14 protein-coding genes and 1 pseudogene are annotated in these 15,520 nt (G+C 73.4%); 9 read left to right on the top strand and 6 right to left on the bottom strand.

What is annotated here, in order from left to right; all coding sequences use genetic code 11:
- Positions 1-26: 26 nt before the first annotated feature.
- The 3 genes from ACIP5W_RS24820 to ACIP5W_RS24810 form a co-directional block, all read right to left on the bottom strand.
- Complete coding sequence (locus tag ACIP5W_RS24820; protein ID WP_401477543.1) at positions 27-659, bottom strand: AAA family ATPase; 633 nt, start codon at positions 657-659, stop codon at positions 27-29.
- 89 nt (positions 660-748) lie between these two features.
- Positions 749-1,420, bottom strand: a complete 672-nt coding sequence (locus ACIP5W_RS24815) for a response regulator (protein ID WP_401477540.1) — start codon at positions 1,418-1,420, stop codon at positions 749-751.
- A gap of 67 nt (positions 1,421-1,487) precedes the next feature.
- On the bottom strand, positions 1,488-2,693 hold the full coding sequence (locus tag ACIP5W_RS24810) for a sensor histidine kinase (RefSeq protein WP_401477537.1): 1,206 nt from the start codon (positions 2,691-2,693) through the stop codon (positions 1,488-1,490).
- Positions 2,694-2,840: 147 nt separating this feature from the next.
- Here ACIP5W_RS24810 and ACIP5W_RS24805 point away from each other — a divergent pair, with 147 nt between their 5' ends.
- Complete coding sequence (locus ACIP5W_RS24805) at positions 2,841-3,860, top strand: SAM-dependent methyltransferase (protein WP_401477534.1); 1,020 nt, start codon at positions 2,841-2,843, stop codon at positions 3,858-3,860.
- Positions 3,861-3,870: 10 nt separating this feature from the next.
- Here the strand turns inward: ACIP5W_RS24805 and ACIP5W_RS24800 are convergent, their stop codons facing one another.
- Positions 3,871-5,022 (bottom strand): NADH-quinone oxidoreductase subunit D, encoded by a 1,152-nt coding sequence (locus ACIP5W_RS24800; protein ID WP_401477531.1) that lies wholly within the window; start codon positions 5,020-5,022, stop codon positions 3,871-3,873.
- A gap of 31 nt (positions 5,023-5,053) precedes the next feature.
- Between ACIP5W_RS24800 and ACIP5W_RS24795 the strand changes: the two genes are divergently transcribed.
- Together ACIP5W_RS24795 and ACIP5W_RS24790 are read left to right on the top strand one after the other, a co-directional pair.
- Complete coding sequence (locus ACIP5W_RS24795) at positions 5,054-5,560, top strand: PH domain-containing protein (RefSeq protein ID WP_401477528.1); 507 nt, start codon at positions 5,054-5,056, stop codon at positions 5,558-5,560.
- On the top strand, positions 5,557-6,891 hold the full coding sequence (locus ACIP5W_RS24790; RefSeq protein ID WP_401477525.1) for a PH domain-containing protein: 1,335 nt from the start codon (positions 5,557-5,559) through the stop codon (positions 6,889-6,891). The genes ACIP5W_RS24795 and ACIP5W_RS24790 overlap by 4 nt, the downstream gene beginning before the upstream one ends.
- A 202-nt stretch (positions 6,892-7,093) precedes the next feature.
- Here the strand turns inward: ACIP5W_RS24790 and ACIP5W_RS24785 are convergent, their stop codons facing one another.
- Both ACIP5W_RS24785 and ACIP5W_RS24780 read right to left on the bottom strand, forming a co-directional pair.
- Positions 7,094-8,521, bottom strand: coding sequence for a hypothetical protein (locus ACIP5W_RS24785; RefSeq protein ID WP_401477522.1), 1,428 nt, complete (start codon positions 8,519-8,521; stop codon positions 7,094-7,096).
- Between the two features lie 154 nt (positions 8,522-8,675).
- Positions 8,676-9,800, bottom strand: a complete 1,125-nt coding sequence (locus ACIP5W_RS24780) for an alpha/beta hydrolase (protein WP_401477520.1) — start codon at positions 9,798-9,800, stop codon at positions 8,676-8,678.
- Between the two features lie 229 nt (positions 9,801-10,029).
- Between ACIP5W_RS24780 and ACIP5W_RS24775 the strand changes: the two genes are divergently transcribed.
- The 6 genes and pseudogenes from ACIP5W_RS24775 (at position 10,030) to ACIP5W_RS24750 (ending at position 15,464) form a co-directional block, all read left to right on the top strand.
- On the top strand, positions 10,030-11,856 hold the full coding sequence (locus tag ACIP5W_RS24775) for a phosphatidylglycerol lysyltransferase domain-containing protein (RefSeq protein ID WP_401477517.1): 1,827 nt from the start codon (positions 10,030-10,032) through the stop codon (positions 11,854-11,856).
- A gap of 135 nt (positions 11,857-11,991) precedes the next feature.
- A pseudogene (folP, locus tag ACIP5W_RS24770) lies at positions 11,992-12,855 on the top strand (dihydropteroate synthase); the annotation flags it as partial.
- A gap of 269 nt (positions 12,856-13,124) precedes the next feature.
- Positions 13,125-13,655, top strand: a complete 531-nt coding sequence (locus tag ACIP5W_RS24765) for a nuclear transport factor 2 family protein (protein WP_401477514.1) — start codon at positions 13,125-13,127, stop codon at positions 13,653-13,655.
- Positions 13,656-13,918: 263 nt separating this feature from the next.
- The gene (folB, locus tag ACIP5W_RS24760) at positions 13,919-14,278 is read left to right on the top strand and encodes a dihydroneopterin aldolase (RefSeq protein ID WP_401477511.1); all 360 of its coding nucleotides are present in this window, start codon (positions 13,919-13,921) and stop codon (positions 14,276-14,278) included.
- On the top strand, positions 14,275-14,886 hold the full coding sequence (gene folK, locus ACIP5W_RS24755; RefSeq protein WP_401477508.1) for a 2-amino-4-hydroxy-6-hydroxymethyldihydropteridine diphosphokinase: 612 nt from the start codon (positions 14,275-14,277) through the stop codon (positions 14,884-14,886). The genes folB and folK overlap by 4 nt, the downstream gene beginning before the upstream one ends.
- Before the next feature lie 92 nt (positions 14,887-14,978).
- Positions 14,979-15,464, top strand: coding sequence for a DUF3180 domain-containing protein (locus tag ACIP5W_RS24750; RefSeq protein WP_401477505.1), 486 nt, complete (start codon positions 14,979-14,981; stop codon positions 15,462-15,464).
- Positions 15,465-15,520 lie beyond the last annotated feature (56 nt).

The following is a 15,520-nucleotide window of genomic DNA, read 5'->3' as shown; positions in this document are numbered from 1 at the left end:
CGGGCGGCTTCCACCGGAGCGGGTCCTCAGTCGAGCCGGATGTGCTTCAGGCCCACCCGCGCCTGGCGCAGCCGCGTGCGCAGCGCCCCGTCCGTGTTCGGCCGCAGGGTCAGCCCGGCCAGGACGGCGATGCGGTCGGCCGTCTTCGGCACACTCGTGTGGTCCGTCCACAGGTGTTCGGCGAACTCCGGCTCACGCAGCCGCTCCAGGCAGTGATCGAGCCGGCGAACGGCCCAGCTGTCTCCGCGCACAGCCGTGTTCCTCCCGGCGAGGAACCGCAGAAGGCGCACCGGTCCGCGCTCGCGCAGCCGCTTCAGCACGGTCTCCCGCTCGGCGAGGAGCGTGAAGTGGTGTACGTCGTGACCCAGTTCGCGCAGTCGGCCGACGGTCTCGGCGAAGTGGCGCGGGTCGGTGACCGTCATGGGGGCGATCACCACGCCGTCGTGCTCGCGGAGCGCCAGGTCGAGGACCTCGACGACACCCTGCCGCCAGGACACCAGGTCCTGGAAGTCGCCCCGCAGGTCCGGCGGCAGCATGCGGCGCAGCCCGAAGCCGACGAGTTCGGGGTCGCAGACGACGCTGCCCGGCAACCGGCGCCGGATCTCGTGTGCGGTCTGTGTCTTGCCGCCCCCGAAGGGACCGTTGATCCACAGGAGCATGCGCCGACCCTAGTGTCCGCCGGGCGCGTGCGGGGCGCGTTCGGCGGTGATCCGCACGCCGCCGGGGAAACGCTGCCGGACATGTCCGCTCAGCCGTGGCCCCCCGCCCGCACCAGCCCCGTCTCGTACGCCAGGACCACCACCTGCACCCGGTCCCGCAGCCCGAGCTTCGTCAGGATGCGCCCCACGTGGGTCTTCACGGTCGCCTCGGACAGCACCAGCCGCGCCGCGATCTCCCCGTTGGACAGCCCCTGGGCGACGAGGATCATGACCTCGCGCTCCCGCTCGGTGAGCCGCTCCAGCTCCTTGTACTGAGGCTCCTTGCCCGCGCTGGGCAGCATCGGCGCGAACCGGTCGAGGAGACGGCGGGTGGTGGAGGGCGCGACCACCGCGTCGCCGCTGTGCACGGAACGGATCGCGGCGAGCAGTTCGCCCGGCGGCACGTCCTTCAGCATGAATCCGGAGGCGCCCGCCTTCAGTCCGGAGAAGGCGTACTCGTCGAGGTCGAAGGTGGTCAGGATCAGCACCTTCGGCGGGTCCGGCTCCGCGCAGATGCGCCGGGTGGCCTCGACGCCGTCCAGCTTGGGCATGCGCACGTCCATCAGCACCACGTCGACAGGGGTGGAACGCACCACCTGGAGGGCTTCGACGCCGTCGCCCGCCTCCGCCACGACGTCCATGTCGGGCTGGGCGGCGAGCACCATCCGGAACCCGGTGCGCAGCAGCATCTGGTCGTCGACGAGCATCACGCGGATCGTCATCGAGTCCTCTTCCGTGGGTTGTGACAGGTGTCGGCACCAGGCGTACGCCGGTGTCAGTGCGCCGGTGTCAGTGCGCCGGTTTGAGCGGGAGCAGCGCACTGATGCGGAATCCTCCGCCGGGGCGCGGACCGGCGTCCAGAGTGCCGCCGACCATGCCGACCCGCTCCCGCATCCCGATCAGGCCATGGCCCCGGCCGTCGGCGCCGCCCTCCTCGTACAGCTCGTGCGGGGCACCCTTGCCGTCGTCCTCGACCAGCAGGCCGAGACCGTCGTCGAAGTAGACCAGGCGCACGCTGGCGCCCGCGTCCGGCCCTCCGTGCTTGCGCGTGTTGGTGAGCGCCTCCTGCACGATCCGGTACGCCGTCAGCTCGACGCCGCTGGGCAGGGGCCGCGGGGTGCCCTCGACCTTGAAGTCCACGGGCAGGCCGGAACCGCGGCACTGCTGGACGAGGTCCTCGATCTGCTCGACGTCCGGCTGCGGGACGTACTCGCCGCCCTCCTGGTGCTCGCCGGTGCGCAGGACGCCCAGCAGGCGGCGCATCTCGGCGAGGGCCTGCCGGCCGGTGGACGAGATCGTCTCCAGGGCCTTCTTGGCCTGGTCGGGCGCCGCGTCGAGGACGTAGGCGGCGCCGTCGGCCTGCACCACCATCACCGACACGTTGTGCGCGACGACGTCGTGCAGCTCGCGCGCTATCCGGGCGCGCTCGGCGGCGACCGCGACCTTCGCCTGCGCCTCGCGCTCCTTCTCCAGTCGCGCCGCGCGCTCCTCGAGCTGGGCGAAGTACGCGCGGCGGGTGCGCATGGAGTCGCCCAGCACCCAGGCCAGCACGAACGGGACCGTCTGGAAGACGACTACGGCGATGTTGCCCGCCATGCTCGTCTGCTCGTTCGGCCAGCGCAGCTGTGCCAGGGTCGCGGCGATCAGGCCCATGCCCAGCGCGAGCCGCGACGCCCAGCGGGCACCCGTCGCGGCGACCGTGTAGACGATCACCAGCAGGGCGAAGTCGGCGGCCGTCGTGGCGACGTCCAGCACGAGCTGGGCGAGGCCGAGCGCGCCGGCCAGCAGCAGCATCCGCTCCGGCATGCGCCGCCGGAGCGCCACCACCAGGCCCAGCAGCAGCGCGATCGGCACGAGCAGCGCCAGGGAGTCCGTTCCCTGGTGGTTCCGGCCGGAAGCGGTTCCGGCCACCACAGAGATCCCGAACAGGACGAGGGCCCAGAAGCCGTCGACCAGGGTCGGGTGTCTGCGGAGGAAGTCGTAGAGGCGCTGCACGTAACCCAGAGTAGGGAAGCAAGATGCGTGCAGGGGTCAACCGGAGGGCCGATCCGGGCCCGGCGCGCGTACTCCGCAAGGTGGAGACCGTGATCACCTGTGCGCCTAGTCTGATCCGGTGGTGGAAACGATCCGGGGGGCGAAACGGTGACGGGCGCCGGCGGCTGGCGCGGCTGGCGGGCGGCGGCCGAGGACGCCCTGTACGGACCGCACGGTTTCTATCTGCGCCCCGAGGGACCGGCCGGGCACTTCCGCACGTCCGTGCACGCCTCCCCGCTCTTCGCGCTGGCCGTGGCCCGGCTGCTGTGCCGTGTCGACGAGGCTCTGGGCCGGCCCGCGTCGCTCGACTTCGTCGACATGGCCGCCGGTCGCGGCGAACTGGTCACGGGCGTGCTCGACGCCCTGCCCGCCGACGTGGCCGCCCGCACGCGCGCGTACGGCGTCGAGGTCGCCGCCCGTCCGGTGGGCCTGGCCCCCCGGATCACCTGGCTGCCCGAGCCCCCGCCGCAGGTCACCGGCCTGCTGTTCGCCAACGAGTGGCTGGACAACGTGCCGGTGGACGTCGCCGAGGTCGACTCCGCGGGCGTACCCCGGCTGGTCCTGGTCCGCGACGACGGGACCGAGCGGCTCGGCGGTCCGGTGTCCGGGGCGGACGCGGAGTGGCTCGCGCGGTGGTGGCCGCTGCCGGGCGAGGAGGGGCTGCGGGCGGAGATCGGGCTGCCCCGGGACCGCGCCTGGGCCGCCGCCGTCTCCCGCGTCGCACGGGGGCTCGCGGTGGCCGTGGACTACGCGCACACGGCACGGGCGCGCCCTCCGTTCGGCACCCTCACCGGCTTCCGGGAGGGCCGCGAGACGACTCCTGTCCCGGACGGCACGTGCGACATCACGGCGCATGTGGCACTGGATGCATGTGCGCAGGCGTGCACCCCGGCGCACACGCCCGGGCGCCCGCTCCTCCTCCGCCAACGCGCCGCCCTGCGCGCCCTCGGGGTGGCGGGCGACCGCCCGGCGCTCACGCTCGCCGCCACGGATCCCGCCGCGTACGTGCGGGCCCTCGCCGGCGCCGGGGAGGCGGCCGAACTGACCGCGCGGGGCGGGCTCGGGGACTTCGGATGGCTCCTCCGGCCGGTCGGCATCGCCCACCCGCTCGGTCCGGCCCCCGAGTGAGCCGCGCGGCCTACTTGTCGATGTCCCCGACGACGAAGAACAGCGACCCCAGGATCGCCACCATGTCCGCGACCAGCGTGCCCGGCAGCAGTTCGGTGAGCGCCTGGATGTTGTTGTAGGAGGCCGACCGCAGCTTCAGCCGGTACGGCGTCTTCTCGCCCTTGCTGACGAGGTAGTAGCCGTTGATGCCGAGGGGGTTCTCGGTCCACGCGTACGTGTGCCCCTCGGGCGCCTTGAGGACCTTCGGGAGCCGCTGGTTGACCGGGCCGGGCGGCAGGTCCCCGAGGCGGTCCAGGCAGGCGTCCGCGAGGTCGAGCGCGTTGTGCGTCTGCTCCAGGAGGCACTCGAAGCGGGCGAGGCAGTCGCCCTCGGTCCGGCCCACCGCCTTCAGGGTGTCCTGGAGGTCGCCGTACGCGAGGTAGGGCTCGTCGCGGCGCAGGTCGAAGTCGACGCCGGACGCCCGCGCGATCGGTCCGCTCACGCCGTACGCGTGCACGGCCGCCGGGGTCAGGACGCCCACCCCGCGCGTGCGGCCCCGGAAGATCTCGTTGCCGAGCACGAGGTCGTCGTAGACGTCCATGCGCGAACGCACGGCGGCGACGGCAGCGCGCGCGCGGGACGCCCAGCCGGCCGGAAGGTCCTCCTTGAGGCCGCCGACGCGGTTGAACATGTAGTGCATGCGCCCGCCGGACACCTCCTCCATGACGTTCTGGAGCACCTCGCGCTCGCGGAAGGCGTAGAAGACCGGCGTGATCCCGCCCAGCTCCAGCGGATACGACCCCAGGAACATCAGGTGGTTGAGCACCCGGTTCAGCTCCGCGAGCAGGGTCCGCGTCCACACCGCGCGCGGGGGCACCTCCATGCCGAGCATCCGCTCCACGGCGAGGACCACACCCAGCTCGTTCGAGAAGGCCGACAGCCAGTCGTGGCGGTTGGCCAGCATGATGATCTGGCGGTAGTCGCGGGCCTCGAACAGTTTCTCCGCGCCGCGGTGCATATAGCCGATCACCGGCTCGGCCTGCTGGATGCGTTCGCCGTCCAGCACCAGCCTGAGCCGCAGCACGCCGTGCGTCGAGGGATGCTGGGGGCCGATGTTGAGCACCATGTCGGTGCTCTCCGCGGCACCGCCGATCCCGACCGTGGTCTCCGTCGTAGGAGTCATGGACCCAGTCTCCCCTACGTACGCTGGCCGCATGGAGACGGGGAGCACGGCGGACGCCGGGACGACGACGGAGGCCGAACCGCGGTGGACCGGGCTGCCGCCGGGCCTGCTGCGCATGCGGAGGCTGTTGCTGGTGGTGTGGCTGGGGCCGGCCACCGTGGCCGTCGGAGTGCTGCTCGGCCTGTTCGCCGGCCCGGCGTGGGCCGCGTTCGCGCTGCTGCCCCTGGCGGGGACCGTCTGGGGCTGGGCCGGACTCGGCCGCAACTGGCGCTCCTGGCGGTACGCCGAGCGGGCGGACGACCTGCTGATCAGCCGGGGCGTGCTCTGGCGCGAGGAGACGGTCGTGCCGTACGGGCGGATGCAGCTCGTGGAGGTGACCTCCGGTCCCGTCGAGCGGCACTTCGGGCTGGCCAGCGTGCAGTTGCACACGGCGGCCGCGGCGACCGACGCGACGATCCCGGGGCTGGACCCGGCCGAGGCCGAACGGCTGCGGGACCGGCTGACCGCGCTGGGCGAGGCCCGATCGGCGGGGCTGTGACGGCACCGGGCGTCGAGGGAGGCATACGGCCGGAGCGGGTCGTCGTCGAGCGGCGGCTGCATCCGGTGACGCCGTTCCGGCGGGCGTGGGCGCCCGTCGCCGTGGTCGCCGGGTGGGCGGCGCACGATCCGAACCAGGCGCAGGAGCAGCTGACCCGGCTGACCACGACGACCCTGGTCATCGCGCTCGCGGTGGTCGTGCCGGCGGCCTCGCTCTACGGGTTCCTGTCCTGGTGGTTCACGCACTTCTCGGTGACGGACAGCGAACTGCGCATCCGCACCGGCCTGTTGTTCCGGCGCACCGTGCACATCCGGCTCGAGCGCCTCCAGGCGGTCGACGTCACCCAGCCGCTGCTCGCACGGATCGCGGGCGTCGCGAAGCTCCGGCTGGACGTCGTCGGCGCCGACAAGAAGGACGAACTGGCCTTCCTCGGCGAGTCGGAGGCGCGCGCCCTGCGCGCGGAGCTGCTCGCGCGCGCGGCGGGCTTCGCGCCCGAGACGGCGCACGAGGTGGGCGAGGCGCCCGCGCGCGAACTGCTGCGGGTGCCGCCGCGCGAACTGGCGGTCGCGCTGATGCTGACCGGCGCCACCTGGGGCGCGTTCGCCGCCGCGCTCGTCGTGCCCCCGGTCCTGTGGCTGGCCACCCACAGCGTGTGGACGGTCCTCGCCACCGGCGTGCCGCTGCTGGGCGCGGCGGGCGCACGCAGCGCCGGGCGGTTCGCCGGCGAGTACGACTGGACGGTCGGCGAGTCGCCGGACGGGCTGCGGATCGACCACGGCCTCCTCGACCGCACGCACGAGACGGTGCCGCCCGGCCGCGTGCAGACGGTACGCGTCGTCGAACCGCTGCTGTGGCGGCGGCGCGACTGGGTGCGGGTGGAACTGGACGTGGCCGGTTCGGCCAACTCCGTTCTGGTGCCCGTCGCCCCGCGCGCGGCGGCCGAGGCCGTCATCGCACGCGTGCTGCCCGGCGTGCGGGTGCCGGCGGCGGCCGCCCTGTCCCGGCCGCCGCGCCGGGCCGGCCGGTGCGTCCCGCTGTGGTGGCGGGGCTACGGCATCACGGTCGCGGACACGGTGTTCGTCGCCCGGCACGGGCTGCTGCGCCGCAGTGTGGCGCTCGTGCCGCACGCCAAGGTGCAGAGCGTGCGCCTGTCCCAGGGGCCCTGGAGGCGGCTGTGGCGGCTCGCCGACGTCCATGTGGACACGGGAGCGAACAAGACGGTGACGGCGCGGCTGCGGGATGCGCAGGAGGCGGCGGAGCTGCTGCACGGCCAGGCGGACCGGTCCCGGACCGGGCGCCGCGACGCGCGGTCCGACCGGTGGATGGCGTGACCGCCGGACGCGCCGCGGCCCGCCGCGCCCGCGTGGGCGCGACGGGCCGGGAGCGCGACGGGCCGGGAGCGCGACGGGCCGGGAGCGCGACCGGCCGGGGTGTGACCGGCCGGGGTGTGACAGGTCGGGCCGGACCTGGCCTTCGGATCGTCGGGCGTTCGGGTCGTCAGCCGTCGGGCTGCGGCCCGGGACTGCCGGGCGTTCAGGAGGCGGCGCTGCGCAGTCGCTGGACGTCGATGTGCTCGGTCTCGTCGTGCTCGGTGAGGTCGATGACCTGGCCGACGGCGCGCGCGTGCTCGTCGGCCGGCTTGAACTCCGCCTCCGCCTCGGCCTTGTGCAGTGCGAGCGCCTCCTGGCCGACGACGTCGGCGAGGTCCTCGTTCTGCACGGCCTCCAGCGCGGCGGACGCCGGCTCCTTCTGCGTGCCGAAGAAGTCGAAACCGCCTTCGGCCGTGGGACGCCGTACCGGCTGCGTGGCCGGTACGACGGCGACGGCGGTCGGGACCGTGAAATGGCCGGAGGGGCGCTGCGCAGGGGCGGCGGGACGCGGGGCGAGTCCGCCGATGTCGGCGGAGGGAGCCCTCACGGGCGCTTCCGGGGTCTCGGCCGCCCCGGTCGCCCCGGTGTGCGGGGCCTCCCCGGTCCTCGTCCGCGCGGCGGGCTCCTCCGGGGCGGCCTCCTGCGGGGCGGCCTCCGTCCCCTGCGGAGTGCCGTTCGCCTCGGCGGTCAGGTGGGCGGCGGTCGCGCGCGCGTGCTCGTCGACCGCCTCGGGCTTCCCCTCGGCCTCGTCCTCCCGCGCGGCCTCCGCGTCGCCGCCGGACTCGGCGGGGGCGGCGGCCCGGACGGGCTCGGTCTCGGCGGGTCCGTCGTCGGCCGCCGTGCTCCTCACCGGCTCCGGTCCGTCGGTGCCGAAGCGGTCCAGCGCCGCCTGTGCCCGCAGGAACAGCTTGGACCCGGACGGGGAGAAGACCGCGGGGGTCGGCGGCTCCTCCTCGACGGAGCCGGCCTCCGTGCTCGCGGTCCCGGACGCCTCGGACGCCTCGGACACCGTGGCTTCCACGGCCTCCGTGGCGTCGTCGTCCTCGGCCGCCCCGCGCGTCTCGACGGCGCCCTCGCGCGTCTCCGCCGTGTCGTCCTGCGCGGCCCGCGCGGGGGGCAGCGCCAGCGACGGGACGGAGCCTTCTATCTCGAGCAGGCGGCGGCCCTCCAGGGCGCTCGCCCGCTCGGTCTCCGCGGTGGCGTAGCGGCGCAGCAGGGAGGCGTGCTCGTTGCGCAGGCCGGCCAGTTCGGCGCGCTTGGCCCGCAGCCGCTGCTCCAGCTTGCCGCGCAGCTCGCGCGACTCCTCGAGGTCGCCCTCCAGTTCGGCGACCCGCTCCTCGTAGCGCCACTCGTCGCCGGCACGCGCGCGCGTGAGGTCGGCCACCTGCTTGCCGGCCTGGATGTCCCAGCGGCGCATGACGAACGCGCTCCCGACCGCCGTCGCCGCCGCGGCGGCGGCCAGACCTCGGAGCACCAGTGGCTCCGTGAACACCCAGGGGCCCAGGGCGCAGACGAGGGAGACGCCTGCGATCGCCGAAGGAGGCAGCAGCCGGTGCAAAGGTGGGGAATGGCGGTGACGTCCACGTGGCATGGCCAGAAACTTACCGCGCGTAGGCGAATGTTGGCGCCCCGCCCCGTAAAAACACAGCCATGGCGAAGCCTTCACGGGACATCAGGAAACCGGCCGGTCGTCGAATTCCCCGGAAATCAAGATCATTTCTGGTCGACCGGGCGATCCGCCGACGTCACCGGCCGCCCGGCTCCCCGCCCAGCCGCCCGCTGATCCACTCCAGGGTCGGCGGGATCTCGCGCCGCCAGGTGTTGAAGTTGTGCCCGCCGCTTTCGAGGATGATCGACGAGATCCTCGTCCGGTGCGTGGCCTTCACCAGTTCGATGAACTTCAGCGTGGCCTTGTAGTTGGATTCTCCCAGCTTGCTGCTGGTGACGAGCAGCGAGGTGTCGGGCGCGGGCCGGTGTTTCAGGAACCACCGCAGATCGGCCTCGTCGCGCCGCGTCGCGTCACCGTGGAAGAGGTCGCCGGTCGTCGGGTCGCTCGGCGCCTTGTAGTACGCCGACAGGCCCGCGCCCGCCCCGTAGACCTCGGGGTGGTGCATCGCCAGCTTCAGCGCGCAGTAGCCGCCCGTGGAGTCCCCGACGACCCCCCAGCTGCCGGGCCCCCTGTTCACCCGGTAGTGGGCCGCCACGGCGGCGGGCAGGTCCTTGGCGAAGAAGGACTCGGCCTGCGGTCCCCCGGGGACGTCCACGCACTCCGTGTCCCGCGGCGGTGCCACCGTCGGCCGCATCATCACCAGGATCATCGGCTGCATACGGCCGTCCTCGGCGAGCCCGCGCGCGGTGCGCGGGTAGTCCAGCTTGTCCACGAGGGCCTCCGCCGTGCCCGGGTAGCCCGTGAGGACGACGACCGCCGGGAACGTGCGCGTGCTGTGACGCGGGTCGAAGTACTCCGGCGGCAGGTACACGAAGGCGGGCGAGGCGATACGCGTCGTACGGCCGTCGACGGCGACCTTCTGGATCTGGCCGCCGAACTCCGGCCGCCCGCCGCCGCCCTCCACGCGCCGGGTGTCGACCACCCGCAGCGGCCCACCGCCCGCGTGGTCGACGACGACGCCCTGCTCGGTCTCCTGGCCGAACAGGTCCGCCCAGCTGGCGTAGAACCCGAAGGCCTGGTTCGCGGCGAGCCCCACGGACGCGAAGAGGGCCAGCTGGGTGGCCAGCAGCAGGGCGACGCGCGCGCCGACGGCCCGCCAGCCCCGCCCGGCCAGACGCGGCCACTGCCACACGGTGCCGACGAACAGCAGTACGGCGGACAGGACCGCCAGCAGCAGCACGGTTGTGCTCGTGAGACCCATCGGTGTTCCTGCCTGCGCTCTCCGTCCGGGTTCCCGTGACCCTCGCTCCCCGCGAGGGCTTGTCCCGGACTTTCCCTGGCCTTTCCGGCGGCTTTGAAGAGATGAGTGAACCTCTCCCCCCGAGACACCGTCCTAGAGGGCGCAATGTCGCCGGATGCCCGATCGGCACCGGATTTCAAAGTCTCTCGCGGAACTACGGGATGCGATGTCTGTCAGGGAAGATGGGGAAATGTCGGTCGGGGTTCCGAATCGATCAAGCCGGGTGCGGCAGCTGATCAGGGGGCCGCGCCCCGAGGCCGTGCCCGCCCTCGTCGGCCGGGCCTGCGCCCTGGTGGGTCTGCTGGACGTCGCCGCCGGAGTCTTCCCGCGGTTCCGCCACAGCCGTATGCACACCATGGCCGAGGTGCTCCCCGGCGCGCTCGGCCCGTTCGCCGCGGCGCTGTCGCTGAGCGCCGGCGTCCTGCTGCTGCTCCTCGCGCACGGCCTCAAGCGCAGCAAGCGGCGGGCGTGGCGCGCGGCGGTCGCCCTCCTCCCGGCGGGCGCCGTCGCCCAGTTCACCTACCGGCACTCGCTCGTCGGCGCGCTGATCTCCGTCGCCCTCCTGGTGCCTCTCCTGCGCCACCGCGACCAGTTCGCGGCCCTGCCCGACCCGCGCAGCCGCTGGCGCGCGCTGGCCAACTTCGTCCTCATGGGCGCCGGTTCCCTCGGTCTGGGCCTCGTCATCGTCAACGCCCATCCGCGGCGCATGGTCGGCGACCCGAGTCTCGCCGACCGCATCACCCACGTCCTGTACGGCCTCTTCGGCTTCGAGGGCCCGGTCGACTACCAGGGCAACGCCTCCTGGACGGTCGCCTTCTCCCTCGGTGCCCTCGGCCTGCTCACCGCCATCACCACCGTCTACCTCGCCTTCCGCCCGGAGCACCCGGCCGCGCGCCTCACCGAGGAGGACGAGGTCCGGCTGCGCGCCCTGCTGGCCAAGCACGGCCGCCGGGACTCGCTCGGCCACTTCGCGCTGCGCCGCGACAAGGCCGTCGTCTTCTCCCCCAGCGGCAAGGCGGCCGTGACCTACCGCGTCGTCTCCGGCGTGATGCTCGCCAGCGGCGACCCCATCGGCGACGTGGAGGCCTGGCCCGGCGCCATCGAGCGCTTCATGGACGAGGCCAGGGCCCACTCCTGGACGCCCGCCGTCATGGGCTGCTCGGAGACCGGCGGCGAGGTGTGGACCCGCGAGACCGGACTGGACGCCCTGGAACTGGGCGACGAGGCGGTGGTGGACGTCGCGGATTTCTCGCTGGCCGGCCGCGCGATGCGCAACGTGCGCCAGATGGTCAAGCGCATCGAACGCGCCGGTTACGAGACCCGGGTCCGACGTGTCCGTGACCTCGGCGAAGGCGAACTGGAGCGGATCCGGCGCGCCGCCGAGGACTGGCGCGGCACCGACACCGAGCGCGGTTTCTCCATGGCACTCGGCCGCATCGGCGATTCCACCGACGGGGACTGCCTGATCGCCACCGCCCACAAGGCCGACGTCGAACCGGGTCCCTACGGCGACCTCAAGGCGATCCTGCACTTCGTGCCCTGGGGCCCGGACGGTGCCTCCCTGGACCTGATGCGACGCGACCGCTCGGCCGACCCGGGCATGAACGAACTCCTGATCGTCGCCGCCCTCCAGGCCGCCCCCAAGTTCGACATCGCGCGCGTGTCGCTCAATTTCGCGATGTTCCGCTCGGCACTGGCCCGCGGCGAGAAGATCGGCGCCGGCCCGGTGCTGCGCGCCTGGCGCGGGCTGCTGGTCTTCCTCTCCCGCTGGTTCCAGATCGAGTCGCTGTACAAGTTCAACGCCAAGTTCCAGCCCCGCTGGGAACCCCGGTTCGTCGTGTACCGCGCCTCCGCCGACCTGCCCCGGATCGGCTTCGCCGCCATGCAGGCGGAGGGCTTCGTCAACCTCGCCCTGCCCCTGCCGCGCTTCCTGCGCGGCCGTACGTCCGCGGCACGCGCGTGTGCCCACATGGTGGCCGAGCGCACGGTGGCCGACAGAGACGTACGGGCGGCGTAGCCGGACCTCCTGCGGCAGGGAGCGAACCGGAGACCGCCGAGACCGGCCCGGGCGGGCAGCCCCGGCCCCTCGGCCCCGGGGCTGCCGCCCGGGCCACCCGGCATGGCGGCCCCCCGCTGGGCCTACGCTGAACGTATGAGCAAGCAGAGCGGACGAGGGCGCGTCGCCGGCCTTCCGGACTGGGACCGCTGCGCGGTCATGGGGGTCGTCAACGTGACCCCCGACTCCTTCTCCGACGGCGGCCGCTGGTTCGACACGACGGCCGCCGTCAAGCACGGACTCGCGCTGGTCGCCGAGGGGGCCGACCTGGTCGATGTGGGTGGCGAGTCCACTCGTCCGGGCGCCACCCGCGTCGACGAGGCCGAGGAACTCCGGCGGGTCGTCCCCGTCGTCCGCGGCCTCGCCTCCGAGGGCGTCGTCGTCTCCGTCGACACCATGCGCGCCTCCGTAGCCGCCCGGGCCCTCGCCGCGGGCGCCGCCCTCGTCAACGACGTCAGCGGCGGCCTCGCCGACCCCGAGATGATCCCGGTCGTCGCCGACGCCGGCGCCCCCTTCGTCGTCATGCACTGGCGCGGCTTCCTCGAGGGCGGCAACGTCAAGGGCGTCTACGACGACGTCGTACGCGAAGTCGTCGAGGAACTGCGCGAGCGTGTGGACGCCGTCCTGGCGGGCGGCATCGCCCCCGACCGGGTGGTCGTCGACCCGGGGCTCGGCTTCTCCAAGGAGGCCGGTCACGACCTCTCCCTGCTCGCCCGCCTCGACCTGCTGCACGGGCTGGGCCACCCCCTGCTCGTCGCCGCCTCCCGCAAGCGGTTCCTCGGCCGGGTGCTGGCGGGGCCGGAGGGCGCGCCCCCGCCCGCGCGCGAGCGGGACGCCGCCACGGCCGCCGTCTCCGCGCTCGCGGCGCAGGCCGGCGCGTGGGCGGTGCGCGTGCACGAGGTGCGCGCGACGGCGGACGCGGTGCGCGTCGCGCGCGCCGTGGAAGGGGCGCGCGAAGAAAGTCACGCGCCGGGCACGGTCGTGTCGGCCCGGACGCCTTCCGCCACGGCCGGACCCACCAGGCACGCGCCCGGCACGCAGACACCCACGACGCACGCGCCCGCGACACAGACACCCGGCGCAGACGGGGCAGACGGGGCAGACGGGGCAGACGGGGCAGACGGGGCAGACGGGGCGGACGGGGCGCAGAGGACACCCGACGCGCCCGCCCAGCAGGACACGCGCCTCCCGCGCACTCCGCACACCCCGCACGGCGCGGAAGGAGCCCGGTGAGCGCCCCCCACACGGACGTCGAGCAGGTCGAGGCCGCCAACACCGCCTTCTACGAGGCGCTCGAACGGGGCGACTTCGACGAGGTGTCCTCGCTCTGGCTCACCCCTGCCGACCTGGGCGTCGACGAGGAGTTCCACGACCCGGCGGACGTGGGCGTGGTCTCCTGCGTGCATCCGGGATGGCCGGTGCTCACCGGGCGCGGCGAGGTACTGCGGTCGTACGCGCTGATCATGGCGAACACCGACTACATCCAGTTCTTCCTGACCGACGTGCATGTGTCCGTCACCGGCGACACGGCCCTGGTGACCTGCACCGAGAACATCCTCAGCGGCGGCCCCGCCCCGGAGGCCGGCGAGGAGCTGGGGCCTCTCGTGGGCCAGCTGGTGGTCGCCACGAACGTGTTCCGCCGCACCGCCGACGGCTGGAAGCTCTGGTCGCACCACGCGTCCCCGGTCATGGCCGAGAACACCGGGACCACCGAGAACGGCGAGGACGGCGAGGATCCGGACGAGGAGAACCCCTCCTGAGCGGGTAGCCGACAAGGGCGCCGGGTGGGCCACCGGGTCCGGAACGTGGTGGGGATCACGAACGCCGGGGCGAGGACGGCCACCAGTCCGTGAGCCACCGGGTTCCCCGGGGGAAACACCCGGTGAATCCTCCCGGCTCCGACCCGGCCGGCGCCCCCACGGCCCGGCCGTGTCGGTGCTCGCAGGTAGATTCGTCCGAGGCCGGTGTGCCGTCCGCACACGGTAGGGACCGGCCGTTCCCGACGATTGCAGGAGTGATTCGCGTGGATCGTGTCGCGCTGCGCGGCCTCAAGGCCCGCGGGTACCACGGTGTGTTCCCCCGGGAGCGCGAGGAGGGCCAGACCTTCATCGTGGACCTCGTCCTGGGCCTGGACACCCGACCGGCCGCGGCCGACGACGACCTGACGAAGACCGTGCACTACGGCATCGTGGCGGAGGAGGTCGTGGCCGTCGTCCAGGGCGAGCCGGTCGATCTCATCGAGACGCTCGCCGCGCGCATCGCCCAGGCCTGTCTGAAGCACGAAGGGGTCCAGGAGGTCGAGGTCTGCGTCCACAAGCCGGACGCACCGATCACGGTCCCCTTCGACGACGTGACCGTCACCATCACCCGGAGCCGAGTATGACCGCGTTCTTCGCCGGGGGTCAGAGCGACCCGACCGTACAGCCGGTGCCCGCCTCCGTCGTCGAGCAGGTCGACGCCGCCGACACCACGCTCCACAACCCCAAGCGGGCCGTGATCTCCATCGGCTCCAACCTCGGCAACCGTCTGGAGACCCTCCAGGGGGCCATCGACGCCCTGGAGGACACCCCCGGCGTGCGCGTCAAGGCGGTCTCCCCGGTGTACGAGACGGAACCGTGGGGCGTGGAGCCGGGCAGCCAGCCCTCCTACTTCAACGCGATCGTCGTCCTGAAGACCACGCTGCCCCCGTCGTCCCTCCTGGAGCGGGCGCACGCGGTCGAGGAGGCCTTCCACCGCGTCCGGGACGAGCGCTGGGGCGCGCGCACCCTGGACGTCGACATCGTCGCGTACGCCGATGTCGTCTCCGACGATCCGTCGCTGACCCTGCCCCACCCGCGCGCCCACGAACGCGCCTTCGTGCTCGCCCCGTGGCACGACGTGGATCCCGGCGCCCGGGTACCCGGGCGCGGCGCGATCGCCGAGCTGCTCGACACCGTCACCCGCGAGGGAGTCGCCGCCCGCAAGGACCTGGAACTCCGGCTGCCCGAGTAGTCGTTAAGGTCGAGACGACGTAGTCGTCAGGGTCAGGACGACGACCGTCCACGGCCACCGGCCGTGGACCCCGGGGGAATCGAAGGGACATCGTGAGAGAGCTGCGCATCAGGATGCTGGCCGGCGTCTTCGTCGTCGCGGGCGTTGTGTCGTGGGCCGGCGCCCGCCTCTGGAACTCGATCGGTACCCTGCCGAGCGTTCCACTGGCCGCCCCCATCGTCCTCGCCGTGATCGCCGTGGTACTGCTGGCCACAGCGCTCTCGATCCGTGCCCGTCTCAAGGCACAGCGCGAGCGCCGCCCCGAGGCCAAGGGCGTCGATCCCCTGATGGCGGCCCGCGCGGTCGTCTTCGGCCAGGCCAGCGCGCTCGTCGCCGCCCTCGTGGCCGGAATGTACGGCGGTGCCGGCGTCTTCCTGCTGGAGTCCCTCGACATCCCCGCCCGCCGCGACCAGGCGATCTACGCCGGCTTCTCGGTCCTGGCGGGTATCGGTGTCATAGCGGCGGCCATTTTCCTGGAGCGCGTCTGCAAGCTCCCCGAGGACGACGACGACAACTCGGGGGCGGCCTCGGCGGCGTGAAGCCGGGCGTGGAAACGCCGCCGATCGCCTCACCCCGCCTCGCCCCGTCCCAGCCC

The organism is Streptomyces sp. NPDC088766 (genome assembly GCF_044750845.1).
Lineage (GTDB): Bacteria > Actinomycetota > Actinomycetes > Streptomycetales > Streptomycetaceae > Streptomyces.
This window is presented reverse-complemented; position numbering and strand designations above follow the sequence as displayed.

What these genes read in the sequence shown, in the direction of transcription:
- ACIP5W_RS24815 (WP_401477540.1), bottom strand. Translation starts at nt 1,420, where the DNA reads ATGACGATCCGCGTGATGCTCGTCGACGACCAGATGCTGCTGCGCACC.
- folK (WP_401477508.1), top strand. Translation starts at nt 14,275, where the DNA reads ATGACCGCGTTCTTCGCCGGGGGTCAGAGCGACCCGACCGTACAGCCG.
- ACIP5W_RS24800 (WP_401477531.1), bottom strand. Translation starts at nt 5,022, where the DNA reads ATGACTCCTACGACGGAGACCACGGTCGGGATCGGCGGTGCCGCGGAG.
- ACIP5W_RS24780 (WP_401477520.1), bottom strand. Translation starts at nt 9,800, where the DNA reads ATGGGTCTCACGAGCACAACCGTGCTGCTGCTGGCGGTCCTGTCCGCC.
- ACIP5W_RS24820 (WP_401477543.1), bottom strand. Translation starts at nt 659, where the DNA reads ATGCTCCTGTGGATCAACGGTCCCTTCGGGGGCGGCAAGACACAGACC.
- ACIP5W_RS24785 (WP_401477522.1), bottom strand. Translation starts at nt 8,521, where the DNA reads ATGCCACGTGGACGTCACCGCCATTCCCCACCTTTGCACCGGCTGCTG.
- ACIP5W_RS24795 (WP_401477528.1), top strand. Translation starts at nt 5,054, where the DNA reads ATGGAGACGGGGAGCACGGCGGACGCCGGGACGACGACGGAGGCCGAA.
- ACIP5W_RS24775 (WP_401477517.1), top strand. Translation starts at nt 10,030, where the DNA reads ATGTCGGTCGGGGTTCCGAATCGATCAAGCCGGGTGCGGCAGCTGATC.